Below are 25,905 nucleotides of genomic sequence, written 5' to 3'. Positions count from 1 at the left end.
GGACCGGCCGGTGGTGGGACCAGAGTCGGAGGAGTTCCGGGAGCGGGTCTCCGCGGCGTCGGCAATGACCGGACCACGGTGCCGGCCCTCCGTTCTTCATCCAGGCGGACCGCCTCCGGCTGATCAGCCAGCGGAAGCAATTGCCGAGCCGCTTTTCAGGAAACGTGGGCTGTCGCCATAGACGGGTACGGGCGTCGAACGAGGAGCATGCTGCACCTTTCACAGCCGGATCGCGGGGATGCGCCCGGCTGTCCGCTTCTTCCCCACGAGCCTCCGCGCGCCCTCACACCACAGCGCCTGAATCCCGCGCCCGCCCGCGTCGCTCCAGCGGACTGCGCGCCCCGCTGTCCTCGCTGCGCTCGGGGCGCACTGGCGGCGCCGGGCGGCTGCCCTCGAGCTGCACGGCGATCGGCACGGCGGTGAACACCGTCGATGCCATACCGATGACCACGCCGGCGATCAGCGCCACGGAGAAGTCCGCGAGCGAGTCACCGCCGAGCACGGCCAGGGCTGCCAGGATGAACAGCGCGCCCATACCGGTGTTCACGGTGCGCGGCAGGGTCTGGATGACGGCCTTGTTCGCGGTGGTTCCCAGGTCCGCCGCCGGATCGCGGCGGCGCGCCTCGCGCACCCGGTCGAAGACGACGACGGTGTCATTGACGGAGTATCCGATGACCGTGAGCAGGGCCGCCAGGAAGACGCTGTCGACGGGCCTGCCGAGCCAGGCGAACAGGCCCACCACAAGCAGCACGTCGTGCACCATGGCCGACACCGCCGCGGCGGCGAACGTCCACCGGAACCGCACGCTGAGGTAGATCAGCTGGGTCGCGACGGCGATGCCGAGCGCGATGAGCGCGTGCCGGCGCAGCTCGTCGCCGAGGCTCGGGCCGATCAGCTCGTCCCGCTCGACGGTGACTTCGCCGCCCTCCTTCGCCAGCGCCGTTCTGATCGTGTGCTGCTGGTCGTTGCTCAGCTCACCGGTGCGTACCGAGATGTCCCCGTCCCCCGACTCCTGCACCACCGCGCGCGGGAACCCGGCGTCCGTGACCGCCGTACGTGCTGCGTCCACGTCCACGGGCCTGCTGGTGCTGTACTCCACCAGGCGCCCGCCGGTGAACTCCACCCCGAACTCCAGGCCGCGCAGGCCGATTCCGGCGACGGCAACCACGATCAGCAGCGCGCTGACGCCGAGCCGGCGGCGCCGGTGGTGCACCAGGCGGGGTTCGCGGCGCGCGAGCCAGGCACGCACCCGGCCCGTGGAGGTGATCCCGGTCAGGCCGGGCCGGTTGCGCACGAAGCGGCGCCGGACCGCGAAGTCGGCGAGGACCCGGGTGATCACCAGCGCCGAGATCATCGAGACGAGGACACCGATGGAGAGCGTGACGCCGAAGCCCTTGACGGGTCCGGTGGCGAAGAAGAAGAGCAGCCCCGCCGCGAGCAGCGTGGTCACATTCGAGTCGACGACCGCGCTCCATGCCTTGCCGAAGCCGATGCTCAGCGGCTTGTCCAGGTGCGCCGAGGCCGACTTCAGGGCGCGGACTCCCAGATACTCCTCGCGGGCACGCTCGAAGACCAGCACGTTCGCGTCCACCGCCATGCCGATCGCCAGGACGAAACCGGCGAGTCCGGGCAGTGTCAGGGTCGCGCCCAGGGCGATCAGCGCGGCGTAGGAGATCAGCCCGTACAGCGCGAGCGCGATGGTGGCCAGGGCACCGAGCAGCCGGTAGACGACGATGATGAACAGCCCGGTCAGGGCGAGCCCGATGATCGCGGCCTGGGTGCTGGCGGCGATGGCGTCGGCACCGAGCGTGGGGCCGACGGTGCGCTGCTCCACGACGTCTACGGGCACCGGCAGCGCGCCGCCCTTGACGAGCGCGGCCAGATCGCGGGCCTCTTCCCGGCCGAAGCCGCCGGTGATCTGCGTGGAGCCACCGGAGATGCCGACCTCGCACGCCACATCGGCGTTGACGTCGGGCGCCGAGAGGACCTTGCCGTCCAGGACGATGGCGACGCGCCGCTCGGGGGCGCCCTGCGGGGCACAGGCCGCCGCCCCGGTGACCCGTGCCCAGTCCTTGCCCGCCTGCCCGCGGAAGGCGAGGTTGACCATCCAGCCCGACATCTTCTGCTGGTCGAACACTGCCTCGGCGTCCCTGACTCCCTCGCCGGTGAGGACGGTGGGCCCGAGCTTGAGGAACGCCCCCTTCTGGTCGGGGTCGGCCAGGGTGCGCGAGCCGTCCCTGGCCGGCTTCCCCTGGTTCGCATCCTGCTGGTACGTCGCGCCCTGCACGGGGTGGACGGTCAACTGAGCGGTACGGCCGATGACTTCGGCGGCCTCGCGCGGGTCCTGTACGCCGGGCAGCTCGACGAAGATCCGCTGCTGTCCGGACCGGTACAGGCTCGGCTCGGACACGCCGAGCGCGTCGACCCGCTGGCGGAGCACCTCCAGGGCCCGCTGGGTCGATTCGGCATCGGCCCTGACCACGGGTGAGTCCTTGGTCTCCAGGACGATCTGGGTGCCGCCGCGCAGGTCGAGGCCGAGGCGGGCGGACTGGGTGAGAGCGAAGAAGAGCGAGGCGGCGATCACACCTAGGGCGACGATCGCCCGCCACATGGGCGCGCGGGACATGAGTTCTCCACGATGGGCAGGCAGACGGAGTCGACGTCTGCCCCGGGCGCGGAGGCGAACGGTCAGGCGTCGATACGGACTTCGGTGCTCCGTCGGGACGGCGGGCCGCGCGGGCGATGCGCGTGGGCGCCCCGGCTCGCTCCTGCGGCCGCGACCGCCACGGCCACGGCGGGACCGCCGACAGCGCGGTGCGGGGCCGCGTTCCCGGTGCCAGGGCCCAGGAAAGGGTGGAACGGGTACGGCACGGCGTCGGCGTGGCCGAGCGCGGAGCGCGCCACGGCGACGGGTCGCTGCGCGGCGGCGGTCGCGGACGCCTGCGCGGTCGCCGCCGCGGCCGTGCCCGTCGAGGACGGACGGGACGCCGACGCCGACTTGGCCGACACCGGCAGGAGGAGGGCCAGGACCGCGAGCAGCGCGGAGAGCACGACGGCAGCGGGGCGCGTGGGGTGTGCGCGGTGCTGCTGCACGCCTCTTGCCCCCCGGTCAAGTCGTCTTAGGGAATCAGCACTTGAGCGCTGTGAACCGTCGGCTCGGCTCGTCCGCCGTCAGTGACACGAACGCCGTCGGGCGTCCGGAGGTTCCCGACTCACCGCAGGAATGTTGCTGCCGGCGGGATGCGCATCGAGCCGTTGCTTCCGGACCGGGTCCCGCAGCGGGGCTGGTGATCGAGGCGATCGCGTGGAAGTGCCACACCGGATCGCCCCGGCACGACCTGCCGCCACGGTTCGGGCCGTGGAAGGGTGTGCATCGATGACGGTGTTCCGTCCGCCCGCTGGATCGTGGCCAGGCGCTCGTGCCGTACGCGGATGTCGGCGATGCACTCCTCGCCCGGAAGGCGGCTGTGCTCTCGCGGCGGCTTGATGCATGTCTCGCCGCATGCCTTTCACCCTTGATCGTCCTGGTCGCCGAGCGGCACCTGTCTCAGGGGAGCACTGGCCACCGTCCGTGGTCGGCAGTCGGGGGTTGGTGGGAGCCCGTCCAGGCACGACCATCCGCAGCGACGGGCCACGGGCGGCGCGCGCCAGGCCCGGCGACAACTCTCCGTACGTTTGTCGGCGCTCGCCGGGAGGTCACTTCCAGCGGCGAGCCGCCCCCTCCGGTCGTGGTGCGGAAGAGACCCGTCCACGATTGCGTCAACGGACCCTCCGTCGATGGACTTCGCCTAGACGGGCGATGCGTCAGCGTACGCCTGCCGCGTCGAGCAAGGTGGTCACCGTGGGTGCGATGAGCCCGGTCAGGTTGTCGGCCTGGATTCCCGCGCGGGCGCTGGCGCCGTCGAAGACCAGGCTGAGCTGTCGGGCCAGCAGATCGGGATCGCCCGCCCCGCCCTGCTCGGCCTCGGCGCGGAAGAAGGCGGTCAGGTTCGCCTTGACCTGATGGGCGACCCGGCTCGCGGGGTGACTCTGGTCCTTGAGTTCGATCTGCACGGCCAGGTACCGGCAGCCGTGGAACTCGGGGGCGCCGGCCTGGGATTCCACCCGCGCGAAGACGTGCAGGATCCGCTCGCGGGGTGACCGGCCGTCGTCCGCCGCAGGCAGGAGAGTCGCAACAAAGGCGGAGGTGCGCTCCTTCAGGCTTGCTGCCAGGAGTTCGTCCTTGCTCTCGAACAACTGGTACATGGAGCGCTTCGACACCCCCGCCGCCTTGCACAGCGCCTCGACGCCGATGCTGACGCCGTCTCGGTAGGTGAGCGTGGCTGCCGCCTCCAGCAACCGCTCCCTGGGGCTCAGCTTCACTTCGGTGGTCATACCGCGAGGGTAACCCGAAGCGGACGAAATAAAAACCGATCGGTTTCCAGGGGTGGTCCCGGGGGAGAGGCTCGGCGACGGCCTGAGGGAAAGCCGTCGCCGAGCCAAGATGGTGTGCGCGCCTGTCGTCCCCGGCAGGGGGACGCGCACACCGGGGCCGCTCCGAGTGAGGGCCCGTCTTGGGTGACCTGCCGTCACGCCGGGACGGCGGTCTTCTCGGGCTTCGTCTCCGCCGGGATGCGGTGCAGTCCCTTGCGGTCGTACCACCCCAGTACGCCGAAGCCGAACAGTGCGGCGGCCACGAGGCTGGCCGCCATCATGACCCAGCCCCGGGTCAGACCAGCGTCGCCCTGGGCGTCGTAGTAGAGGATCGAGCGGATGCCGCCGGTGATCTGCCGCAGCGGCTCGAACTCCGCGAGGAAGCGGTAGAAGCCGGGCAGCGCCTCGATGGGGGTGGTGGCACCGGCCGTGGGTACCGCCATCCCGATGAAGACCAGCGTGACCACCAGCATGCCCGTGGTGACGCCGTTCGCGAAACCGATCAGTTTCAACACCGTAAACCGATCGGTTTCTGTGCGCAAGCCGAAGCGGCGAGCCTCTCCTTCGGGCCGTCGGTCAGGTTCCTTGCGGACGTTGGTGATCGATCGCTGGGCGATCAGGGCTCAGCCCTGCGATGAGGTCCGGGCCGCTGGATGTCCGTGAGACCCGGGGGTCTGTTGTGCTTGCGCATGGAAACCGATCGGTTTATCTTGATGGAAACCGATCGGTTTCTCACTTTGTGGAGGCAGTCATGACCGCACTCAAGGGCGCCAACGTCTTCGTCACCGGCGGCAGCCGAGGCATTGGCAAGGCCCTGGTGGAAGAGCTGTATGCGCGCGGTGCGGGCAAGGTCTACGCCACGGCCCGCGACCCGCGCACGGTGACGCACCCCGACGCGGTCCCGGTGGCGCTGGAGGTCACCGACCCGGCCTCCGTGGCGGCCGCCGCCGCGCAGGCGCAGGACGTGACCGTGCTGATCAACAACGCCGGTGCCTCGGTCGGCGCGTCTTTCCTCGATTCCCCGGTCGACGACGTACGCCGGGAGTTCGAGACCAACTTCTACGGTCCGCTGCTTCTCACCCGTGCCTTCGTGCCCCTCATCGAGCGCAACGGCGGCGGCCACCTCCTCAACGTGCACTCCGTGCTCTCCTGGCTGGCCCTGGGCGGCTCGTACAGCGCATCCAAGGCCGCCCTGTGGTCGCAGACCAACTCCCTGCGTCTGGAGCTGCAGCCGCGCGGCATCGCCGTCACCGGACTTCACGTCGGCTACGTCGACACGGACCTGGCGGCGGACGTCGAGGCGCCCAAGTCCGACCCGCGTGACGTCGCCGCACTCGCCCTCGACGGCGTCGAGACGGGCGCGTACGAGGTGCTCGCCGACGACATCTCGCGGCAGGTCAAGGCCGGCCTGGCCGGCGAACTGGCCGGCCTGTACGCCCAGCTGGCGAAGTAACCCCCTTTACACCCCGAGGAGTCGGCGAGATGCCCAGCCACGAGTCACGTCCCACGATCCGCATTCCGGGAACCACCAGCCACACCCTCGCCCGGCGCGCGGGGCTCGCCGGCCGCGAGGGAACCCTGCGTTACCTCAGGGCGGGCACCGGCGCCCCCCTGGTCCTGCTGCACACCGTGCGCACGCAGGCCGAGCACTTCCGCGACCTCATCCCGCTGATCGCGGACTAGTACACCGTGTATGCCCTCGACCTGCCGGGGATGGGCTACTCGGAGATCGTGCCCGGGGCGTCGTACGACGAGCCGGCCATGCGCGCGGGCGTCGAGCGGCTCCTGACCGAACTCGACCTCCACGACGTGACGTTGGTCGGGGAGTCCATGGGTGCGGTGCTCGCCCTGACCACAGCGGCCGGTCTCCCGGAGCGGGTCCGGCGCGTCGTGGCGGTCAACACCTACGACTTCCGCGGCGGCATCGCCCGCTCCAGCCTCCTCGCCCGTGTGGTGATCAGTGGTGTTCTCGCCCCAGGGGTGGGTCCGGTGATCGCCGGGGTGGAGCCCAGGCCCGCCCTCAGCAAGATCCTGCAGGGCGGGCTCGGCGACAAGAACGCGCTGCGGGAGGACTACATCGACGAGCTCCTCCAGGTGGGCAGCCGCTCCGGCTACCCGACCGTCGCCCGGGCCGTGTACCAGAGCCTGCCCAGCCTCATCGCCGCCCGCTCGCGCTACCGCGAGGTCAAGGCGCCCATCCACCTCGTCTACGGCGAGAAGGACTGGTCCCGTCCTTCGGACCGGCAAGCCAACAAGGAGTTGCTGCCGGCCGCCGACTTCACGCAGGTCCCCAAGACCGGCCACTTCATCGCCCTGGAACGGCCCGACGTGCTGGCCGACCTGTTGAACGCGGTGGCCTGACCCCGCGACCACTGACCTGGGGAGCAGTGCATGGCGGAGATCCAGATCGAGGTTCGCGCACTATCTGACCCAGGTCACCGAAAGTCGATCTCAGGATTCGAGACGCCTTGGCGTTGCGGCGCCTCACCTGCCGCCCGAGGGGGCGGGCCTGCCCGGCACGGTACGGCACGGTGTGGTGCGGGAGTTCACCCAGCACCAGATCAGCGAAGACTGGGCGCTGGGCGGGGCCTTCACCGCCGCGGAGATCGGCGACCCGAACGGCATGTTCCTCGGCATCGATCTGGACAGCGGCACCACCCGCCCCGTCATGATCAACGTGGCGGACAAGGTGGACGCCTCCGCCTCGATGGGCGTCGTCGGCGATCTCGGCGCGGGCAAGAGCGTGCTGCAGAAGCTGATCGCCGAGGCTGTGTGGGCGCGCGGCGGGTGCGCGATCTGCATCGACCGCATCTCCGTGTGCGAGTGGGCCACCTTCGCCCGCACCGCTGCCAAGGGCAGCGTCCAGATCATCGACGCCGCCCAGGCCGAGGTGTCCACCGACCCACTACGGACGTTCACCGGGCCCGAGGGCCGCCACTACACCTTGTCCTGCCTGACCCTGCAGCTCGGCATCGGCACCCTCGCTTCCGAGGGCCGGACGCCGCGTGCCCGGCCGCTCGCTCATCGACCGGCGCGGGGTCGCCCGGGGTTCGGAGGCCGAGGAACCCGTACGCCGGGCCGGACCGGTGCTACCGGGTGACCACGTTGAACACCGGGTAGGTGCGCGGTTGTACGTCCGCGAGACCGAGGTCCCGCAGGATCGGGACGAGGGTCTCGCCGAACTGCCGGAACGCCTCCTCGGACTCCCACACGTCCACGACGAGCCAGCCGTCGTCGGTGGGAGCGGAAGTGTGCGAGATCAGACCGGTCACCGGCCAGTCGGCGGGGCTCTTGACCGGGCCGGGGCGGCCGGACACCTTCTCCGCGCTCAGTTCGTACTGGGCCTGGGTCATCCCCGGCATTTCGAGAACCACGACGATGGCCATGCTGAGTTCCCTTGCGATGAGGTACGGAGCCTTCCGGCCAGTTGACCAGCCCGGCGAGCCGTCTGCGCGGGGGCTTGGGCCAGACAGGGCACGGAGAGCGATCGGGACATCGGCGGCAACCGGCCCACGAGCGTGAGAAGCGCGGAGAGTGCGCCGCACGGGCTCCGGCAACTCCAGCGCCGTGTCCGGCAGATAAGTCGGATAACCGTGCCGTCGACGGGGTAGGACGAACGCCGGGTGCCTTCCGGTCGTGGACGGCCCCGCACACACAGCAGCCGGGACCTCCCGGCAAGGATCGAAGGACTAGCAGCATGGCCAGCGGCACCGTGAAGTGGTTCAACTCCGAAAAGGGCTTCGGGTTCATCGCCCAGGACGGCGGCGGACCGGACGTTTTCGCCCACTACTCCAACATCTCCGGCAACGGGTACCGGGAGCTGGTGGAGGGAGAGCCGGTCACCTTCGACGTGACCCAGGGGCAGAAGGGGCCGCAGGCCGAGAACATCGTCCGCGGCTGAGACGGCCGTACGACGCAGCACCCCGTGGATCACGTGTAGGGTGGCATCACCGACGCGGGGTGGAGCAGCTCGGTAGCTCGCTGGGCTCATAACCCAGAGGTCGCAGGTTCAAATCCTGTCCCCGCTACGAGAAGAAGGGGTCCGGCATCGCCGGACCCCTTCGCTGTGCAGGAACCGAGGGCCTCGACGACGGTCACGCGCCGGGTGATGATCGACCGGACGGCTCCTTCGCCTCGGCGGCAGCGCCTTTTTCTGCATGGTCGGCAGGAACCGGTGGCTTCGGGCGGCCGGGCAGGAACAGGCACAGCGGGACGGCGACGGCGGTGAAGGCCACCGACCACCAGAAGGCGGCGTCGAAGCCGTCGGCCAGGTCGCCCGGGGTGTGGGCGTCTCCGGCGGAGTGCTGGAAGATGACGGCGAGGACGGCGATGCCCACCGAGCCGCCGATCTGCTGGGCGACGCGGGTGATGATGCCGACGTCGGGGATCTCCTCGTGTCGCAGGCCCACGTAGGCGGCGCCGAAGGGTGCGGTCATGGCGGCGCCCAGGCCGATGCCGCGGACGAACAGTGCGCCCATGAGCAGGACCTCGTCGGTGTCGGCGGTGACGAAGGCGAACGGCACCGTGGCCGCGGTGACGAAGGCGAACGCGGTGAAGGCGACCCGGCGGGGGCCGAAGCGGTCGGTGTACTTGCCTGCCAGTCCGCGTGCGACGAGTGCGCCGACCCCCTGCGGGATGAGCAGCAGCCCCGCTCCTAGGGCGTCCTCGCCGCGGACCTGCTGGAAGTACAGGGGCAGCAGCATCATCGCCCCGTACAGGGAGATGCCGGCCAGGAACACCAGGGCGGAGGAGGACGCCACCGCGCGGTGGCGGAACAGCCGCAGATCGACCAGCGCCCCGGCGCGCGGCAGCGCCCAGGCGACGAAGCCGCCGACCAGGGCGAGTCCGCCGATCACCGGGATGAGGACGTCGGCGCCGGTGAAGCCCGCGCTGCCCTCGACCCGGGAGAGGCCGTAGAGGGTGGCGGCGACGCCGGGGGAGAGCAGGAGCAGGCCGACGACGTCCAGGCGGGCGCGGGGGCGGCCGGGCGCAGGACGGTCGTGGGGCAGGTTGCGCCAGGCGAGTCCGCCTCCGACGACACAGAAGGGGATGTTGACGAAGAACAGCCAACGCCAGTCGGCCAGATGCAGGATGAGGCCGCCCAGGACCGGGCCGAGGATCGGGCCGAGCGCGGTGGGCACGGTGATGACGGCCATGACCTTGCCGATGTTGCGGCCCTTGGCGGCCTGCATGATCAGCGTGGCCGTGAGCGGCATCATGATGCCGCCCGCGATGCCCTGGACGACGCGGAAGGCGATGAGGCTGGTGGCGTTCCACGCCAGCGCGCTCAGGATCGAGCCGAGCAGGAACCCGCCCAGGGACGCGATCCACAGGCGTCTGCCGCCGAGTCGTGACTGGGCCCATCCGGCGAGCGGGATGGTGACGAACAGGGCCAGCAGATAGCCGGTACTCACCCACTGGATCGTGGACAGCGGTGCATCGAGTTCCTTCGCCAGGCTGTCGAGGGCGACGCTGACGATCGTGGTGTCGAAGACGACGGCGAGGGCGCCCACGATGACGGTGAACGCGGTGCGCCACACGGCGGGGTCCATACGGTCGGGGTCCACCGCGGCGGACGTGGGGCCGGTCCGGTCGGCAGTACTCATGAACAGCCACCTTAAGATATAGAGGTCTATCTTACGGCTGTCAGGGTAGGGTGCTAGAATAAGATAGGCAAGTCTATCCAAAGGAGGTGCGGATGCCCGAGCGACGCCGCGGAGCGGCACTGGAGAAGGCGCTCCTCGATGCGGCCTGGCAAGAACTCACGGACAACGGCTACGCCGGGTTCACCATGGACGCCGTCGTGCAGCGCGCTGGCACCAGCCCCCCGGTGCTCTACCGCCGCTGGTCCGACCGCGACGAACTGGTCCGGGCGGCCATCGTCCACACCTTGAAGGAGTACCGACTCGACAGCCCCGACACGGGAAGCCTGCGGGAGGACGTCCTCACCCTCATGCGGGAGATCAACACCACCCGTGTCCAGTTCATCACCGTGATGAGCGTGCAACTGGCCGGCTACTACCAGGAGACCGGCACCAGCCCCGCCGATCTGCGCGACCCCCTCGCGACCGGGCGCAAGGAGGCTCTCGACGTGCTCTTCGACCGCGCCGTCGACCGCGGCGAGACCAAACGGGAACTCCTCACCGAACGCATCAAGTCCCTGCCCTTCGACCTGCTGCGCCAGGAGATCCTCACGACCTTCGCCCCCGTGCCCGACCACGTCCTCGAGGAGATCGTCGACACGGTCTTCCTCCCCCTGGTGCGCTGACCGCGCAGTCCCGCATCCGTCCGCTCAGGGCCGTTGTGGGATACCGGGGTTGCTTCGCGCGGCGCTCGCTCCGACCCGCCCCGACATCAACGACCAGAGAGGTCCCGGTCCAAAGCGCGCTCCGGACCCGGGACGAACAGGCTCAGCCGGTAGGTGGTGGGCTGCACCAGGCGCCCACAGAGTGTGTCGACCCGGGTCATCGACCAGTCGATCTGCTCCTCGGCGCAACGCAGACGGCGCAGGTGCGAACGCCACTCGGAGGCGTCCTGGGTCTCGAGGAGCACCGTCCAGTAGCCGGTGCCGGAAGCGGTGCGAGCGGTGGCCCGCCGACTCGCGTCCTGCTGCTGCCGTTTTCTCTTCCGCTGTCCTGGCACCACCACAGCATCGTCGGCTCGGTGCCCGCAGGCAACGTCAATTGCCCCACCGGAGTCCCGCCTTGTGACGGCCGACCTCGGGTGTTCTCACTCGACATCGGTGACCGCGGGGTGCGTGTCACCGGGGTCCGAGGGCTGGGCCGGTGGTCGCGGAGCGGTGTCCCCGTCGATCGCACGGCGGGCGTCGAGCGCCGCAGCCAGCAGGCGCTCGTCCAGCATCATCTCGGCATCCTGTGTCGAGTCGTTGACGGGAATGCGGGTGCGTCGGTCGATCAGCGCCGTCACGGCGGGCAGCGCCGGCAGAGCATGACGGCCCATCCGCGCGAGACCCTCCAGGTAGTACTCACCGACCGTGTACTCGCCCAGGTGCGGGGTCATGAGGGCGAGGAGCCGGGGGAGGGCGGTCGGGCCCGCATGCCGGAGCCACAGAGGTGCGCACCCCGCCTGCATCCGACCCGGCCACCGGAAGGTGAGGTTGTAGAGCTGGGCGGCCTGCCGGAAGGTCAGCGGGCCCGCGTCCAGCAGGGCCCCGAAGATCTCGGGGGCGTGCGCGAGTCGGCCGATTCCCACGGGCCTGGCCGCGAGCAGCGCCGCGGCGGACGAGCTGCCGAACGACGGAGGCGGGCTGCCGCTGGACCGACGGACTCTGGGATACGGGGTGAAGGGGACCGTGGCGGCCAGGGCGCCGTGGGTGCGCATGGCGGCCTCCGAGATCGAGGCCGTGGTCAGAGCCGCGGCCGTGGCCGGGCTGACCACGCGCCCGCAGTGACGGACGAGCAGGGGCAGCAGCTCGACCGCGGCGGCCCTCCAGCCGTGGCACGCCTCGCGGGCGAGCCCGGCGCCGATGTCCGAGGTGCTGGAAGCGGCGAGGAGGCGCGCCGCGAGGACGTACGTGTGGCGCTCGCGATCCAGTCCGAACAGCACCGACCCCCAGCGCCGCCCGACTCCCTCCAGGTGTCGCGCGGCCTCCCGGGCATCCGCGAGGAGCGCCATGTCCAGGGCGGGCCACTGGTGGCGCGGCGCGGCGCGCAGGGTCTCCAGGTGAGTGAGGAATCGGACGGACGCCAGAGGGTCGGCTCGCAGGTGCGCTACGGAGCCCCCGAGCGAGTCGGCGAGGACGGTACGCACCACGGGGTCGGTGAGTTCGTCGAGGGCGTTGAGCGCGACATCCTCGCGCCCCGCACGGACGAGGAGTCGCGCGGCTCGACGGCGCACCTGTTCGTCGACGTCGCAGAGCCGGGCCAGCGCCACCTCGGCGGCCCCGGGCCAGGGCCCGTCCGGGGCGAGGCTGTGGAGGAGGTCCATGACGTTCCGGCGTACGAACGGATCGTCGGCGTGGGCGAGTCGAAGCAACCGGACGGCGACGGGACCGGTGCGGTCGGCGCGTACCGCGTCGAATATCGCGCCACGGGAAGGATGGGCGGGCGTCGTGGCGGTGCCGGCGGCCACGGCCTCGTCCAACCACTTCACCGGACGGGGCGGTTGTCGCCCTTTCCTACGGAGAATTCGGTCATGCGGCTGATCATGTCATGCTCAACGCCGCATGCGGGTGCGGGTGCGGGTGCGGTTCCGGTCCCGCGCCGCACGGATGCACCGGCTTCGTGCAGAGGTGGAGGGGAGGGGTTCGGGGCCCGTTCGCCCGGAAATTCACGTGCCGCTTGCCGCCCGACCGTCGACAATCCACGCGTGGCCACCATGAACATCGACAGCACTGGTCGCGGCCCGTCGCCACGGCCCTCCCTCACCGCGTCGGCCGGACGCACCTTCGGCACCGTTCCGCCGACGGTACTGGTGCTGCTCGGCATCGTCAGCGTTCAGGCGGGCTCGGCGCTGGCCAAGAACCTGTTCAGCGCGGTCGGCAGTTTCGGGACGGTCTCGTTGCGACTCTTCTTCGCGGCGGCGGTGCTGATGCTGTTGTGGAGGCCGTCGCTGCGCATGAGTCGTCGCGCGTGGACCGTGGTGCTCGGCTACGGCGTGATTCTCGGCTCGATGAACCTGTGCTTCTACCTGGCGCTGGCCCGGATCCCGCTGGGCATCGCGGTGACGGTCGAGTTCCTCGGGCCGCTGACGGTGGCGTTGGCCGGGTCGAGGCGATGGCTGGACGCTCTCTGGGTCGCGCTCGCGGCAGGGGGTGTCGTCCTGTTGATGGAGGGACGCGGCGACCTGAACCTCGTCGGATTTCTGTTCGCCCTCGCCGCGGGAACGTGCTGGGGCCTGTACGTCCTGGTCGGCGCGGCGCTCGGTCGCCACACCACCGAAGGCAATGGTCTGGCCCTGGGAATGGCCGTCGCGGCGCTGGTGGCTGTGCCGTTCGGCGTGGCCGACAGCGGAACGGCGCTGGTTCAGCCGTGGGTCCTGGTGGCGGGGCTCGGCGTCGCACTGCTGTCGTCGGTGGTCCCGTACTCGCTGGACCTGGAAGCGCTCCGCAGGATCCCACCGCGCGTGTTCGGCATCCTGATGAGCCTGGAGCCGGCGATGGCGGCCCTCATCGGCCTCATCGTGCTCCGGGAGTCGCTGCGTTGGGCGCAGTGGATCGCGGTGCTGTGCGTGGTGGCCGCGTCGGCGGGCGCCGCACGCGGCACCCGCCCGGAGGTGTAGCCGCCGACCCGGCTGACCGCTCGCACCGAGCCGTCCCACGAGGTGGATCACGGCTGCGAACGGGAGGGCACACGGCGGCGCCGCCCGACAGCCATGGCCTGGCGCCCCTTTCGGGGCGCCTTCGCCCGCTGCGGGCAGGCCTCAGCCGCGTGCGGCGAGTACCTCGCGCCACGCGGGGCTGTCGACGTAGTGGTTGTCGAACCGCTCCGAGGAGTCCTTGATCTCCTGCGGGTCGGCCTCGCCGCGCATCACCCGGCCGAGGAGCCGCAGGTAGTCGAAGCGGTCGGCCCCCGGGGTGAAGACGAACAACACGTCGGCGGTCCTGCCCGGCGCCGCGGCGAAGGCGTGCGGGGTGTGCGGCGGCACGAGGAGGAAGTCGCCCGCCTCCAGGACGATGATCTCCTCACCCACCAGTACCTGGAGCGCTCCGTCGATCACGAAGAACGCCTCGGACGCCTTGGTGTGCAGGTGGGCGGGTGCCCCGACCGCGCCCTCGGCGAACGACGACCGGTAGCTGGTGAGCCGCCCGCCGGTGTGGCTGGAGTCCGCGAGGAGTGTCATGACACTGCTGGGGTCACGGGTCGTCTCGGCGTCGGCGGCGCGGGTGAGGACCGGGGCGGCGGTCGCGGTCCGAGCGGGCTGCGTGGTCTCGTTCTTCTTCGTCATGACTACGACTCTAGGGAGTCGATCGACCGGAGCCAGGGTGCATTTTGGGGTCAGGATCGTGGGTCAATTTTCCCGACCGGCGATCAGCGATCCGGTTCCGGACGAGGCGGCGATCGGCTCCCTCGGCTTCACTGCGAACGGCTTTGCGCACGGCGTCCGGGGTGAGCCGTATCGCGTCCGGGCCTGCGTGCGGTGCCCGGACAGGGACCGCATCCGGGTGGCGCGTGGAAGTAGGTTGTGCCGATGACCGAACCCCTGCCGCCCGGCGGCGCTGTGCTCGATGCGGACGAACTGCATGCCCGGTGGGCGGATGCCTGGGCGCCGGAGCAGATGGCGGAGCGGTTGGGTGGGGTGGGTGCGCCCTGGTGCATCGCCGCGGGGTGGGCGCTGGATCTCTTTCGCGGGGCGCCGTCGCGGCCGCACGGTGATCTGGAGATCGCGGTGCCCGCGGCGGGCTTCCCTGAGATTCGGGACCGTTTCCCCGAGTACGCGTGGGACGCGGTGGGTTCGGGGCGGGTCTGGGCGGGGGCGGGAGCTGAGGCGCTGGCGGCCACGTACCAGACCTGGCTCCGGGATCCGGTGAGCGGCCAGTTCCTGTTCGACGTCTTTCGCGAGCCGCACGAGGGCACGACGTGGATCTGCCGTCGGGACGAGAGCCTGCGGCTGCCGTACGACGCGATCATCGAGCGGACGGCGGACGGGATCCCCTACCTGGTGCCGGAGTTGGTGCTGCTGTTCAAGGCGAAGGCGATCCGGCCCAAGGACCAGGCGGACTTCGACGGGGTGTTGCCGCTTTTGGGCCGGGCGCGGCGGGATCGCCTCAGCGAGTGGCTGGACCGTGTGCACCCCGGACATCCGTGGCTGGCGGAGATGGCCCGGCAGTGATGCGGGGCCGCGCCTGTCGATCACCGGCGAGAAGCTGTCGGCTGCTGCGGCCAGAGCGATTCGTCCGTCGGCATCACCAGCGTGTGCGGCCGCAGCGTCGTTCATCCCTCCGTAAGAAGGCCGCCTGTCAGCCGCCGTCGGAGCGAGACGGCGAGGACGGCGTCGTCCGCCGCACTCTGACGCCGGCGGTGCTCCGAGGGGCCCTGCTCGACCTGCTCGCCACGGATGACGAGCGCAGGGTCACCGCCGCCGCCGTCCAGCGGCAACTGGCCCTCCTGCGCGGCGAGGACGGCGACGAGTCATGACCGCGGTTCTGCGGCCACCCGCCCCGGTGGGCCCCTCCGCCCTCCCGGGCAGCGCGAGCCGGTCGCGTGGGCGCCTACGGAGCGAGGCGGCCCGGCCTGTCGGCCCCCTGTGCCGCCGCTGCGCAGCTTCAGTGGGCGGGCGGGACGAACTCGGGCTGGTCGAGCACGCGCAGCCAGGTCCCGTCAGGCTGGCGTCGGACGACCTGTGCCCGGGCGCCGGCCCCGTCCCTCGGCGGGGTCGAGGTGAGGGCGATGTCGCCGCTGATCAGCGTCGGCAGCGGCGGTTCCGGTTCGAAGCGGGGGCGGTTGGCCAGCACCTTCTCCCACAGCGCACGGATCGCGTCCCGCCCCACCGTCAGCTCCCCGGGCGGGTAGGCCATCACCGCATCCTCTTCGTAGAGCGCGGCGACCCCGGCCGCGTCACCCGCGTTGGATCGTTCGACGAACAAGCGGGTGATGTCCTCGGGCCGCACGGCCTTCTCGTACCCCTGCACGGTTCCTCCGGTGGTCCGGCTTCGATGCTCCCCAGCCTTGTCGCCCGCCGATCAGAAGTCCAACAGATGGATGTACTGCAAGCTAGAATCTGTAGTCATGGACCTGAGGCAGCTCGAATACTTCGTCGCGGTCGCCGAAGAGCGGAACTTCACCCGGGCGGCCGGGCGGGTCCACATCAGCCAGTCCGGCGTCAGCGCCCAGATCCGCCAGTTGGAACGTGAACTCGGTGCCGAGCTGTTCGACCGGTCGGGGCGTACCGTCACCCTGACCGTCGCGGGAAGTGCCGCGCTCGAACACGCCCGCGCTGCACTTGCCGCAGCCGAGGCGGTCGGCCAGGTGGTGGGGCAGGTGACCGGTCTGATCCGGGGCCGTCTCACGGTCGGCATGGTCATCGGCTGCACCCTCACCCCGCTGTTCGACGCCCTCGCCGCGTTTCACCGCCTTCATCAGGGTGTGGAGATCTCACTGCTGGAGGACAACTCCGACAGGCTCGTCGAGGGAGTGCGCGCCGACGTCGTCGATCTGGCCCTCGTCGGCACCGCAGGCGCCGTCCCGGAGGGGCTGGACTCGCTGACGGTCATCAGCGAGCGGCTCGTCGCGGCTGTTCCCGCGGGGCACCCCTTGGCGAAACAACGCCGGGTCACCCTGCGCGACCTGGTCGCCCATCCGATCGTCTGCATGCCCGCCGGCACCGGCCTGCGCGCGGTGCTCGACCGTGCCTGCGCCGCACAGAACCTGCAACCCGCCATCGGACTGCAAGCCGGCGCCGCGGATGCGATTGCCGATCTGGCTTCCCGTGGACTGGGTGTCGCGGTCCTCAGCGAGTCGATGGCCGCGAGCTACCGTGACCGGCTCACCGCACGCGTCATCGAAGACATCGAGACACCAGCGGTGCTCGCCCTGATCTGGAAGAGCACGCACAACCCGGCGGTGCGCGAGTTGATCGTGCACAGCCGACGAGCATTCACCAAGGTCGATCCTGCCCAAGGGCTGTCGCCCGCCCGGTGAATGATCCAGGCGGACGTCTCAGGTCGTGCCCGCGAACAACTCCTGCAACGGCTGAGCCGAGTCGGTGCCGGAGTGTCCGAAGGGAGCGTCGAAGCTCCAGACCATGAAGAGCAGGAAGACCACCAGGGCGCTGAACGCGGTGGCCAGCATCAACTCCCGGGCCGAGCGACGGATCTGGAGGGCGTAGAGCAGACCGAGCGTGACGATCCCGCCGGCGATCAGGCCGAACCAGACCACCCCGGGCAGGGTGCTGCCGGCGCTGTCGAGGCGCTGGTGGCGCGCGTCGTCGGCGGCGGCGACCTGGTCGAGGAGCGGCTGGTAGGCCTGGGCCTGGAGTTCGTCGGTGGGCGTGTGGTGCGCGATGTCGCTGCGGATACGGGTCAGCAGCCGGCCCCCGGTGGCGTCGATCGGACCGTCGTCCTCCATGGCCGGCCACTCGGCGGTCACGGCGTGCCGGGCGTAGGCGTCGATGTGCTGCCGGACCTGGGTGTGGAAGGCGGCGGGGTAGACGTCGAGACGCTGGTTGATCTCGTACAGCGCCTGGGCCTCGCGCTGCACTGTGTCCTCGGCGGCGCCGCGAGCCTCCCAGACGCCGGCGATCGCCAGGCCCAGGACGATGGCGTAGACGACGCCGACCATCATCACCATGTACTCGAGCACGTCGGGCGTCTGCGAGGTGTCCTCGTCGTCCGCCACACGGCGGTGGCGCATCACGGTGGCGGCGACCACGAAGGCGCAGACCAACGCGCAGGCCAGGGTGTAGATCAGCCATTCCGGCACAGCAGGACTCCAGGATGAGCAGATGAGCAGCAGTTGAGATTGAGAGATGAGCAGATGGGTGAGCTGGGTGGACGAGGCGATGGGTGGCCCGGGGACGGGTCAGCCGCCGTTGCGGCGCCGGGAACCCGGGCGTAGCGCGGCGGCGGCCAGGACGGCCGGGGTGGTGATCACGACGGTGGTCATCGTGGTGGACAGGCCGGCGGGTGCCGGACGTGCCGAGCCGCCGCCGTAGTGGAAGCGGGGCACCCAGCGGAAGGGTGCGGCGCGGGGCGCCGGGGCGGGAGCCGGTGCCGGGGCGGGCGCGTCGTCGGCTGCGTCGGCCTCGGGCAGTGGTCCCGGCGAGGGCACCGCGCGCTTGACCGGCCGGGGGAGTGGGGCTGCCGAACGGGGCGGAGTTGCTGGGGCGCCGACAGGGCGAGGTGCGTGTGCCGCCGGTGCCGGCTGTTCCGCCGGTGCCGAAGGGGTCGGCGTACGCGGGGGCCGTGGTGCGGGCGGAGGCGACGGAGGGGCGGTGGGCCGATGCCGGGAGGGGGCCCCGATCTCGACCCGGCCGTCGGCGGAACACATCACCACGTGCGTGGTGGTGGGAGTGGTGTCGACGACGACCGCGGGTCCGCCGGCGCCCGGCAGAGGGCAGAGCGCGGCGGCGGTTCCGAGACCGACGGTGATCCAGCCGCTCACCAATGCTGTTCCTCTCGGCTGACGGTGTGCGTGCCTCGGGCGGAGGCACACATGAGTGGATGCCGACGCGCTCACCGGGCGGTGGCCGTTCGGCAACAGGAGTAACGATCATGCTCGGCTCGGGGACACGGCCGTGCCTGTCCTTCGGCCCGATGCTCTCCCCGCGGCCCATGTCCCGGGCGTCGGCCGTGTCGAGGCCGTCGGTCCGTTCTCGTCCGGGCCCGTCCGGTCCGGGTCACTCCGGTCCAGCTCCGTCCGGACGGGTTCAGCGGCTCCTGGGGCTTGGGGGTCCGGCGAGGAGGACGGCTTCGATGGCGGCGTAGCGTTCCCGTTCGCGTGCGGTCGCCTTCCTGCCGGACAGGACGGTGCCGAGCAGGCCGCAGAGGAAGCCCACGGGTACCGAGACGAGAGCCGTGGTCGTGAAGGGGAACCAGTTGAAGTCGACTTCCGGGAACGCTGATCCGGGAGAGCCGGAGACGAGGTTGGTGCCGGTCATCAGGACGAGAACGCTGACCGATCCGCCGATGAGCGTGCACAGCAGACCGGCGCGGGTGAAGCGCCGCCAGAAGAGGCTGTAGACGAGGGCGGGGGCGATGGCCGACGCGCCGAGGCAGAAGGAGACGGTGGCGAGCGGCTGGAGGCTGCGGTGCTGGGCGATGACGGCGAGCAGGATGACGGGGAGGCCCACGGCCAGGGCGGCCAGTCGCGCCAGGGCCATCTCGCGCAGCGGTGAGACGTTCGGGCGGGCCGCGGCGATGTCGTGGGCCAGGGAGTTGGCGCAGGCCAGCGTCATGCTGGCCACGGAGGCCAGCAGGGTCAGGAAGATCGCCGTCGTGACGGTGGCGAACAACAGGCTCTCCGGGCGGGAGAGATGCATCCCGAACGCGGCGCGCGAACCGAGCAGGTAGGCGGTGTTGCCGCGAGGGTCGGCTCCGGCGACGCCCGCGCGTCCGATGAGGGCCGTGGCGCCCACGCCGATGACGGTGATCACGGCGATGAACAGGGTGACCGTGGAGATCGCCCAGGACATCGCGCGGCGTACCTGGGGAGCGCTGCCGGCGGTGTACATCCGCATGGTGACGTGCGGCAGGCAGGCGCCGCCCAGCACGATGGCGCACTGGGTGCTCACCATGTCGAGGCCGCGGTGCGGCCCGTTGGCGAACTGCAGGCCGTAGCGCAGGAAGTTCTCGTCGGCGCCGCTGCCGTGGGCGGCGGCCTGGAACAGGTTCCGGGGGCTCCAGCCGAAGGTGTGCAGGATGAGTCCGGCGACGACCAGGCCGGACCCGAGCAGGATCACCGTCTTGAGGATCTGGATCAGGGCGGTGCCGCGCATGCCCCCGATGGCCGCGTAGCTGATCATCAGGGTGCCCGCCCCGACGATGCAGCCGGTCCGCATCGCACTGTCGGAGAAACCGAGGACGTACGCCAGCAACTGGCCCACCCCGGCCAGTTGTACGACCATCATCGGCACCAGCGAGGCGAGGGTGACCACACACGCGGTGATGCGCACCGCGCGACCGGGCAGCCGTCTTCCGAGCGCGTCGGCCATGGTGAACCGGCCGGTGTGATGCAGGGGTTCGGCCAGCAGGACCATCAGGAGCAGCAGGGACAGCACGGTGCTCAGGGCCAGTACGACACCGTCGTAGCCGCACAGCGCGATGACCCCGCCGATGGTGAGCACGGTGGCGGCGGAGATGTAGTCGCCGGCGATGGCGAGGCCGTTGCGCAGGGGCGACAGGGAGCGGTAGCCGGTGTAGAACTCGTCGAGGTCGTCGCGGTCGGGACCGGTCAGCACACACAGCATGAGCGTCAGGGCCACGACACTCGAGAACGCCACCAGGGACCAGGACTGCGCGGAGCCGTCGAAGTCCGTCACGACCGTGGCTCCTCGGGCGGGACGGGGTCGGGTCGGCGGTGTACGCGCCGGGCCAGCGGGTCGACGTACCGGCGCGCCGTGTACTCGTAGAGGAGCACGGCCAGCCAGGTGACCGGCAGTTGGACCAGGGCGAGGCAGAGTCCGGTGGGAAGGCCGCCCGGCGCGAGGCGGGTCATGACGGAGGGGGCTTCGACGGTGAGGGTGAGGAAGACGGCGAAGTAGCCGAGCGCGGCGAACGTGGCGACGCGACGCTGCCAGCGGCAGGCCCGGCGCAGCCGGCGGAGGTCCCGGTGCCTGCCGGTCCACTGCTGGGCGCGTTCCGGCAGACGCGTCTCGGCCGGCAGACGCGTGTCGACCGGCGGGTGTGTGCCGTCCGGCGGGGCGGCCCACCGCGGGATCGCGGTGGGGGAGGCGTGCCGTCCGGGCCGGTGCCGCGCCGGGTATAAGTCGGAGCTGTCGGAGGACATCCCAAGATCTCCTACTGGGTCGTGGGCCCCAAGAGGTGCGGCCCGCGCGAACATGGGGAGGGGTTCGTGTGTTCGGGTCACCGCACGCTATGCGGGTGTCGGACCGTGCGCAGAGACTTCCGTGAACTCCCTGATGAGGGCCACTGCGGGGCTCTGACCTCGGATGTTGCGGGAGTGGCGGGTGTGATGAGGGGGCACGGCGGTGCCGTGCCGGGCCGCGCGGGTCGAATCGTTCGAACGGGCGCCGGGAGAGCTCCGTGGGGATTCGGCGACTCCCGGCACCGACGCGCTAGCGGGGCGGCTCGTGCGTACGGCGGCCGGTCGCCGTGCGGTGGACGACGTGTGCGGCGGCCACGTCCAGCGCGGCGTGGCCGGTGGACTTGAAGACGGTGAGCTGGTCCGGGGAGGTCCGGCCGGGCGCCTCGCCGCACAGGACGGATCCGAGGAGGACGACGACGCTGTCCCTCGACAGCCCCTGCAACTCGTGGGCGCCGGAGGGCGGGGGAGTGGCGGCGGCGCCGCGCCACTCCGTGAAGAGTGCGGCGTCCCGGATGGTGTCGTCGTCGAGTTCGGGTCCGTGGGAGCCGCCGACCGAGCTCACGTGGGTGCCCGGGGCGAGCCATGAGCGGCGCAGGACGGGGCGGGTCGCGCCGGTGCAGCAGTACACGGTGGACGCCTCGCGTACGGCGGTCTCGATGCCGTCCGTCGCACGGCCCGCCGGGTGCAGGGCGGCCAGCGCGCGGGCCGCTTCGAGGTCGCGGCCCGCGACGGTGACGGGTTCGGCCGGGCGGAGCGCGGCGAGGAGGGAGACCTGGGCCCGGGCCTGGGCGCCGGTGCCGACGACCACGACAGGTCCGGACCGGGCCAGGGTCCAGGCGCTGTGGGTGGCGGCCGCCGCCGTGCGCCAGGCCGTCACGGGTTCGGCGTCCATGACGGCCAGGGGACGGCCGTCCTCGGGGTCGAAGAGGGTCACGATGCCCCGGTGGGTGCTGCGCCCGGGGCGAGCGGGGTCGGCGAACACCGACACGAGTTTCGCCGCGAGACCGAGACCCGGCACGTATCCGGGCATGGCGCCCAACAAGCCGCCGGGCGCGAAGGCCGCTATCCGGGGCGGCGCGGACACCGTGCCCCGGGCCACGGCGACGAGTGCGTCGGACACGGCGGCCATCAGACGGCGAGGGTCCAGGGCCGCCGCGGTGGCCGCCCGGTCGAGGACGAGGACGTCGTTCACGCGCCGCTCGCCGTGCCCGGGCCGGACAGCAGACCACAGAGGGTGTCCACCGCGGAGGCGAGTTCCTCCCGCAGGCGGCGCATCCGGGGTTCGTCGATCTCGGCATCCGGGCCGACCACGGTGACGGCGCACACCGGTGCCCCGGGGACCGGGACGACGGCGCGGCTCAGCGAGGCGACGAACTGCTCGTTGCGGCCGTGCTCGACGGCGAACCCGTCGGCCTCGGTCCGCTCGAGGTCGGCGAGCAGTCCCGCGTCGCCGTCCAGGGGATGTCCGGCCTTGCGGGCCACGTCGAGGTAGGGGCCGCGTGCCTGTGGGGGCAGGGCGGCCACCAGGGCGAGGGGGCCGGCGAACCGGTGGACGGGCAGCGCCTCGTCCCGGAGTGTGCTGATCATCGCCAGCCGGTCCGGGCGGATCACGTCCACCACCCGGGAGCCGTCGGTCTCGAGGACCTGGAGGTTGACCATCATGCCGGTGCGCGCGGAGAGGTCCTCCAGCACCGGGCGGGCCAGCGAGGTCAGCGAGTTGTGCGCCGCCCGGGCCGACAGGCGCAGGACGGCGGTGCCCGGCAGATAGCGGTCGTCGACGCGCAGCACCCAGCCGCGGCGGACCAGGTCCACGAGGACGCGGTAGGCGGTGGCCCGGTGCAGCCCGACCTCGTCGGCGAGGTCGGTGAGCCGGGGCGGCCGGGGGGCGCGGGCGACGGCCTCGACCAGGTCCAGCGCCTTGTCCACGGCCGTTCGCGTTGCTTGCGTCGCCTGCGGCATCGAAACCCTTCCCGGTGACCGGACGGACCGTCCCGGCGAGGCGTGTCCGACGCCGGGATTCGGGGGTAGGGTACCGGTTGTTTCGAGTAGCGAGAGTCTTGTTACCCAGAGCGTAACAGATCGAGAGTGGTGACCTTGACGAACGAGAGTTCCGGGGCGGCGAAGGCGGGTGCTGAGGTGGCGAACGGGAGTCCCGGGGCGACCGACGCGGGTTCCGGGGCGGCGAATCCCTTCGCGCCGCCCGGGGCCGGCGAGTTGGTGGTCTACCGCGGCCTCACGCTGTTCGACGGGACCGGCAGCGCGCCCCGGCCCGCCGTGTCGCTCGTCGTGGACGGCTCCGTGATCCGGTCCGTCGCGGCCGAGACGGACGTGGCGGCCGCCCTCGCCGACGGCGCCGAAGTCGTCGACCTCACCGGTCACTTCGTCACGCCCGGCCTGATCGACGCGCACCAGCACCTCGCCACTCCGCCCGATCGCCCGGCCGCCGAAGCGGTCCTGCGCCGCCTCGTCCACAGCGGCGTCACGGCCGTGCGGGACATGGCGGACGACCTGCGTCAGGTCGGGGACCTCGCGCGGGCCGCGCTGGTGGGCGAGATCGCCGCCCCGGACATCCACTACGCAGCCCTCATGGCAGGCCCGGGCTTCTTCGACGACCCCCGCACCCACCAGGTGACCCAGGGCGCCGTCCCCGGACACGTGCCCTGGATGCAGGCCGTCACCGACACGACCGACCTCCCCCTGGCAGTGGCCCTGGCTCGCGGCACCTACGCGTCGGCCATCAAGGTCTACGCCGACCTGGAGGCGGGCCTCGTCGCCGCCATCACCGCCGAGGCGCACCGGCAGGGCATCCCGGTGTGGGCACACGCGGCCGTGTTCCCCGCCACGCCCGGCGAGGTCGTCGCGGCCGGCGTGGACACCGTCTCGCACGTGACCCTGCTGGCCCACGAGGCCGCCAGGGAGCCGCTGACCAGTTACAAGGACAAGCCTCCCGTCGATCACGAGAGTCTGGTCACCGGCGAGGACGCGCGGCTCGACGCGCTCTTCGCCCGGATGCGGGAGCGGGACGTCGTCCTGGACGCGACCGCCGGCATGTGGGCGAGCGCGGAGCTCGCAGGCGACGACCCGGAAAGCGCCGAACGCGCCCGCCGACAGACCGAGTTGGCCATCGCGCTCACGGCGCAGGCGCACCGTGCGGGCGTGGCGCTGGCCACCGGCACCGACTACGAGACCGCTCCCGGCGAGCCGTTCCCCGCCCTCTACGAGGAACTCGCCTTCCTGGTGAAGCGATGCGGCATCCCGGCCCCGGACGTGCTCCGCTCCGCGACCCTGGTCGGCGCCCGCAGCGCCGGCACCGCACACCTGACGGGCAGCGTCGAGCCGGGCAAACTGGCCGACTTCGCGGTGTTCACGCGAGACCCGCTGGCCGACATCGACCACCTGCGCACCATCACCCTCACCGTCAAGCGGGGCCGCCGCTTCCCGCGCGCCGCCTACGCCACCACCCCATCCCGGGAGACCCGTTGACCGGCACGCCCCTGATCATCAACGCGCTGGGACAGCTCGACAACCCCAATGCCCCGCAGTCGATGGAGGCGGCGGGAGACCTCAACCCGACCAGCGAGCAGTACACCGTCGACACCCGGACGCTGGCCGACGCGAGAGCCTCCGGCCTGACCGCCGTCAACATCACCCTGGGCTATGTGATGGGTGACCTGCCTCCCTACGAGCACACCCTGCACGAGATCGACATCTGGGACGGCATCATCGACCGTCACCCGGACGACCTGCTGAAGGTGACCGGCGTAGCGGACATCCGCACGGCCGCCCGCGACGGACGCGTCGGCGTCATCTACGGCTTCCAGAACGCGGTGGCCGTCGGGGACGACGTCGCCCGGGTCGCCACCTTCGCCGAACGCGGTGTGCGCGTGGTCCAGTTGACCTACAACCAGGCCAACCACCTCGGCGGCGGTTCGATGGCACCGTCCGGCACGGGGCTGACCGCGTTCGGACGCGAGGTGGTCGACGCCCTCAACGACCACCACCTCATGGTCGACCTGTCGCACAGCGGCGAACGGACCTGTCTGGACGCCGCCACGCACTCCCGTGTCCCCGTGTCGATCAATCACACAGGGTGCCGCGCGCTGACCGACCTGCCCCGCAACAAGACCGACGAGGAACTGCGTCTGGTGGCCTCCCGCGGTGGCTTCGTCGGCATCTACTTCATGCCGTTCCTCAGCCCCACCGGCCACGCGCGCGCCGCCGGCGTGGTCGAGCACATCGCGCACGCCGTGGACGTCTGCGGCGAGGACCATGTCGGTATCGGCACCGACGGCCCCGTCACCGCGATCGACGACCTCGACGCCTACCGGGCCCGGCTGGCCGAGCACGTGGCGCAGCGCCAGGAGGCCGGGGTCTCCGCGGCCGGCGAACGGGCGGACACCTACCCCTTCGTGGTCGACCTGCGGGGCGTGGACCAGTTCCGCGAGCTGATACGGCTGCTGGAACAGCGCGGCTACTCCTCCGGCCGCATCGAGAAGATCATGGGGCGCAACTTCGTCGACTACGCGGAACGGGTGTGGACGGCACAGCCCCGCGACGCACACCGTGATGTTTCCCGCACGTCTGTCACCCGCCTGAGCGGGCACTAGCAGGAACAGGACGACAGGGAGGACATCGTGAGCCAATACCGCGCACACCACGTGCCGACCGCCGGCCACACCCCGGACGACGACCTGACCGGATACCAGGTCGACGCCACGGACGGTCACGTCGGCAAGGTCAGCAAGTACTCCAGGGACCTCGGCCCGCGCTTCCTGGTGGTGCACACCGGCCTGTGGGTCCTCGGCAAGGACGTGGTGATCCCGTCGGGCGACGTCCTGGGCATCGACCACGACGCCCGCATCGTGCAGCTGGCCCGGACGAAGGCACAGGCCAAGTCGGCACGCGTCTTCGACGCCGACAGGTATTTGGGCGACCCGCGCCACCGCGACCAACTGGGCGGCCGGCACGGATCCGGCCACTGACAGAGCGGCCCGCACCCATCGATGGGTGCGGGCCGCTCGCCGTTCAGGGGATCGCGGCCTCAGGAGAG

Annotated in this window: 25 protein-coding genes, 1 tRNA gene and 3 pseudogenes; 13 read left to right on the top strand and 16 right to left on the bottom strand. The window is 71.3% G+C overall.

Features of this window, described 5'->3' with window-relative positions; translation table 11 throughout:
• Nucleotides 1–283: 283 nt before the first annotated feature.
• The 4 genes and pseudogenes from secD to OG736_RS02365 form a co-directional block, all read right to left on the bottom strand.
• The gene (gene secD, locus OG736_RS02380) at nt 284–2,626 is read right to left on the bottom strand and encodes a protein translocase subunit SecD (protein WP_327180885.1); all 2,343 of its coding nucleotides are present in this window, start codon (nt 2,624–2,626) and stop codon (nt 284–286) included.
• Between the two features lie 62 nt (nt 2,627–2,688).
• Entirely contained in the window at nt 2,689–3,093 is a 405-nt protein-coding gene (locus OG736_RS02375; RefSeq protein WP_327180884.1) for a hypothetical protein, read from the bottom strand.
• A 711-nt stretch (nt 3,094–3,804) separates the two neighbouring features.
• A complete protein-coding gene (locus OG736_RS02370) occupies nt 3,805–4,374 on the bottom strand; it encodes a TetR/AcrR family transcriptional regulator (RefSeq protein WP_327180883.1) in 570 nt (189 codons plus the stop codon).
• Nucleotides 4,375–4,568: 194 nt separating this feature from the next.
• Nucleotides 4,569–4,895, bottom strand: a pseudogene (locus OG736_RS02365) (DUF3533 domain-containing protein); the annotation flags it as partial.
• A 269-nt stretch (nt 4,896–5,164) separates the two neighbouring features.
• Here OG736_RS02365 and OG736_RS02360 point away from each other — a divergent pair.
• The 3 genes and pseudogenes from OG736_RS02360 to OG736_RS02350 form a co-directional block, all read left to right on the top strand.
• Nucleotides 5,165–5,866 (top strand): SDR family oxidoreductase, encoded by a 702-nt coding sequence (locus OG736_RS02360; protein WP_327180882.1) that lies wholly within the window; start codon nt 5,165–5,167, stop codon nt 5,864–5,866.
• A 29-nt stretch (nt 5,867–5,895) separates the two neighbouring features.
• Nucleotides 5,896–6,774 (top strand): annotated as a pseudogene (locus tag OG736_RS02355) (alpha/beta fold hydrolase).
• Nucleotides 6,775–6,919: 145 nt separating this feature from the next.
• A pseudogene (locus tag OG736_RS02350) lies at nt 6,920–7,408 on the top strand (ATP-binding protein); the annotation flags it as partial.
• A 94-nt stretch (nt 7,409–7,502) separates the two neighbouring features.
• Here the strand turns inward: OG736_RS02350 and OG736_RS02345 are convergent.
• A complete protein-coding gene (locus tag OG736_RS02345; RefSeq protein WP_327180881.1) occupies nt 7,503–7,799 on the bottom strand; it encodes a hypothetical protein in 297 nt (98 codons plus the stop codon).
• Nucleotides 7,800–8,110: 311 nt separating this feature from the next.
• Here OG736_RS02345 and OG736_RS02340 point away from each other — a divergent pair, with 311 nt between their 5' ends.
• On the top strand, nt 8,111–8,314 hold the full coding sequence (locus tag OG736_RS02340) for a cold-shock protein (RefSeq protein WP_009192932.1): 204 nt from the start codon (nt 8,111–8,113) through the stop codon (nt 8,312–8,314).
• Between the two features lie 53 nt (nt 8,315–8,367).
• Nucleotides 8,368–8,441 (top strand) — tRNA-Met (locus tag OG736_RS02335).
• Between the two features lie 66 nt (nt 8,442–8,507).
• On the opposite strand, the gene OG736_RS02330 is transcribed toward OG736_RS02335, so the two are convergent.
• Entirely contained in the window at nt 8,508–10,019 is a 1,512-nt protein-coding gene (locus OG736_RS02330; protein WP_327180880.1) for an MDR family MFS transporter, read from the bottom strand.
• Between the two features lie 92 nt (nt 10,020–10,111).
• Between OG736_RS02330 and OG736_RS02325 the strand changes: the two genes are divergently transcribed.
• On the top strand, nt 10,112–10,681 hold the full coding sequence (locus OG736_RS02325; RefSeq protein ID WP_327180879.1) for a TetR/AcrR family transcriptional regulator: 570 nt from the start codon (nt 10,112–10,114) through the stop codon (nt 10,679–10,681).
• A gap of 86 nt (nt 10,682–10,767) precedes the next feature.
• On the opposite strand, the gene OG736_RS02320 is transcribed toward OG736_RS02325, so the two are convergent.
• Both OG736_RS02320 and OG736_RS02315 read right to left on the bottom strand, forming a co-directional pair.
• Nucleotides 10,768–11,055, bottom strand: a complete 288-nt coding sequence (locus OG736_RS02320; RefSeq protein ID WP_327180878.1) for a hypothetical protein — start codon at nt 11,053–11,055, stop codon at nt 10,768–10,770.
• 87 nt (nt 11,056–11,142) lie between these two features.
• On the bottom strand, nt 11,143–12,516 hold the full coding sequence (locus tag OG736_RS02315; protein WP_327180877.1) for a hypothetical protein: 1,374 nt from the start codon (nt 12,514–12,516) through the stop codon (nt 11,143–11,145).
• A gap of 234 nt (nt 12,517–12,750) precedes the next feature.
• On the opposite strand from OG736_RS02315, the gene OG736_RS02310 reads away from it, so the two are divergent.
• Nucleotides 12,751–13,653: an EamA family transporter gene (locus tag OG736_RS02310; protein ID WP_327187492.1), complete on the top strand. Its 903-nt coding sequence runs from the start codon at nt 12,751–12,753 to the stop codon at nt 13,651–13,653.
• A gap of 141 nt (nt 13,654–13,794) precedes the next feature.
• On the opposite strand, the gene OG736_RS02305 is transcribed toward OG736_RS02310, so the two are convergent.
• Nucleotides 13,795–14,319 carry a cupin domain-containing protein gene (locus tag OG736_RS02305; RefSeq protein WP_327180876.1) on the bottom strand — a complete coding sequence of 175 codons (525 nt, stop codon included), beginning with the start codon at nt 14,317–14,319 and terminating at the stop codon, nt 13,795–13,797.
• A 243-nt stretch (nt 14,320–14,562) separates the two neighbouring features.
• On the opposite strand from OG736_RS02305, the gene OG736_RS02300 reads away from it, so the two are divergent.
• Entirely contained in the window at nt 14,563–15,204 is a 642-nt protein-coding gene (locus tag OG736_RS02300; protein ID WP_327180875.1) for a nucleotidyltransferase domain-containing protein, read from the top strand.
• Between the two features lie 83 nt (nt 15,205–15,287).
• Nucleotides 15,288–15,509 (top strand): hypothetical protein, encoded by a 222-nt coding sequence (locus OG736_RS02295; protein ID WP_442816991.1) that lies wholly within the window; start codon nt 15,288–15,290, stop codon nt 15,507–15,509.
• Nucleotides 15,510–15,637: 128 nt separating this feature from the next.
• On the opposite strand, the gene OG736_RS02290 is transcribed toward OG736_RS02295, so the two are convergent.
• A complete protein-coding gene (locus OG736_RS02290) occupies nt 15,638–16,003 on the bottom strand; it encodes a YybH family protein (RefSeq protein WP_327180874.1) in 366 nt (121 codons plus the stop codon).
• A 97-nt stretch (nt 16,004–16,100) separates the two neighbouring features.
• On the opposite strand from OG736_RS02290, the gene OG736_RS02285 reads away from it, so the two are divergent.
• Complete coding sequence (locus OG736_RS02285) at nt 16,101–17,012, top strand: LysR family transcriptional regulator (RefSeq protein ID WP_327180873.1); 912 nt, start codon at nt 16,101–16,103, stop codon at nt 17,010–17,012.
• 18 nt (nt 17,013–17,030) lie between these two features.
• On the opposite strand, the gene OG736_RS02280 is transcribed toward OG736_RS02285, so the two are convergent.
• From OG736_RS02280 to OG736_RS02255, 6 genes are all read right to left on the bottom strand, one after another.
• The gene (locus OG736_RS02280) at nt 17,031–17,792 is read right to left on the bottom strand and encodes a bestrophin-like domain (RefSeq protein WP_020127296.1); all 762 of its coding nucleotides are present in this window, start codon (nt 17,790–17,792) and stop codon (nt 17,031–17,033) included.
• A 99-nt stretch (nt 17,793–17,891) separates the two neighbouring features.
• Nucleotides 17,892–18,140, bottom strand: coding sequence for a hypothetical protein (locus OG736_RS02275; RefSeq protein WP_327180872.1), 249 nt, complete (start codon nt 18,138–18,140; stop codon nt 17,892–17,894).
• Between the two features lie 598 nt (nt 18,141–18,738).
• Nucleotides 18,739–20,349, bottom strand: a complete 1,611-nt coding sequence (locus tag OG736_RS02270; RefSeq protein WP_327180871.1) for a sodium/solute symporter — start codon at nt 20,347–20,349, stop codon at nt 18,739–18,741.
• Nucleotides 20,346–20,816 (bottom strand): DUF485 domain-containing protein, encoded by a 471-nt coding sequence (locus tag OG736_RS02265; protein WP_327180870.1) that lies wholly within the window; start codon nt 20,814–20,816, stop codon nt 20,346–20,348. Before OG736_RS02265 ends, OG736_RS02270 begins: the two co-directional genes overlap by 4 nt.
• A gap of 289 nt (nt 20,817–21,105) precedes the next feature.
• Nucleotides 21,106–22,047, bottom strand: a complete 942-nt coding sequence (locus OG736_RS02260) for an ornithine cyclodeaminase family protein (RefSeq protein WP_327180869.1) — start codon at nt 22,045–22,047, stop codon at nt 21,106–21,108.
• Nucleotides 22,044–22,781, bottom strand: a complete 738-nt coding sequence (locus OG736_RS02255; protein ID WP_327180868.1) for an IclR family transcriptional regulator — start codon at nt 22,779–22,781, stop codon at nt 22,044–22,046. Before OG736_RS02255 ends, OG736_RS02260 begins: the two co-directional genes overlap by 4 nt.
• Before the next feature lie 168 nt (nt 22,782–22,949).
• Between OG736_RS02255 and OG736_RS02250 the strand changes: the two genes are divergently transcribed.
• From OG736_RS02250 to OG736_RS02240, 3 genes are read left to right on the top strand one after another with little or no spacing between them, the layout of a single operon-like run.
• Nucleotides 22,950–24,338 (top strand): amidohydrolase family protein, encoded by a 1,389-nt coding sequence (locus tag OG736_RS02250; protein WP_327180867.1) that lies wholly within the window; start codon nt 22,950–22,952, stop codon nt 24,336–24,338.
• Entirely contained in the window at nt 24,335–25,462 is a 1,128-nt protein-coding gene (locus OG736_RS02245; RefSeq protein ID WP_327180866.1) for a dipeptidase, read from the top strand. Before OG736_RS02250 ends, OG736_RS02245 begins: the two co-directional genes overlap by 4 nt.
• Before the next feature lie 27 nt (nt 25,463–25,489).
• Nucleotides 25,490–25,837 (top strand): PRC-barrel domain containing protein, encoded by a 348-nt coding sequence (locus tag OG736_RS02240; protein WP_327180865.1) that lies wholly within the window; start codon nt 25,490–25,492, stop codon nt 25,835–25,837.
• Nucleotides 25,838–25,905: the final 68 nt, after the last annotated feature.

The organism is Streptomyces sp. NBC_01334 (assembly GCF_035983595.1).
GTDB lineage: Bacteria > Actinomycetota > Actinomycetes > Streptomycetales > Streptomycetaceae > Streptomyces > Streptomyces coriariae.
Note: the sequence above shows the minus strand (reverse complement) of the source record. Positions and strands in the feature narration are given on the sequence as shown.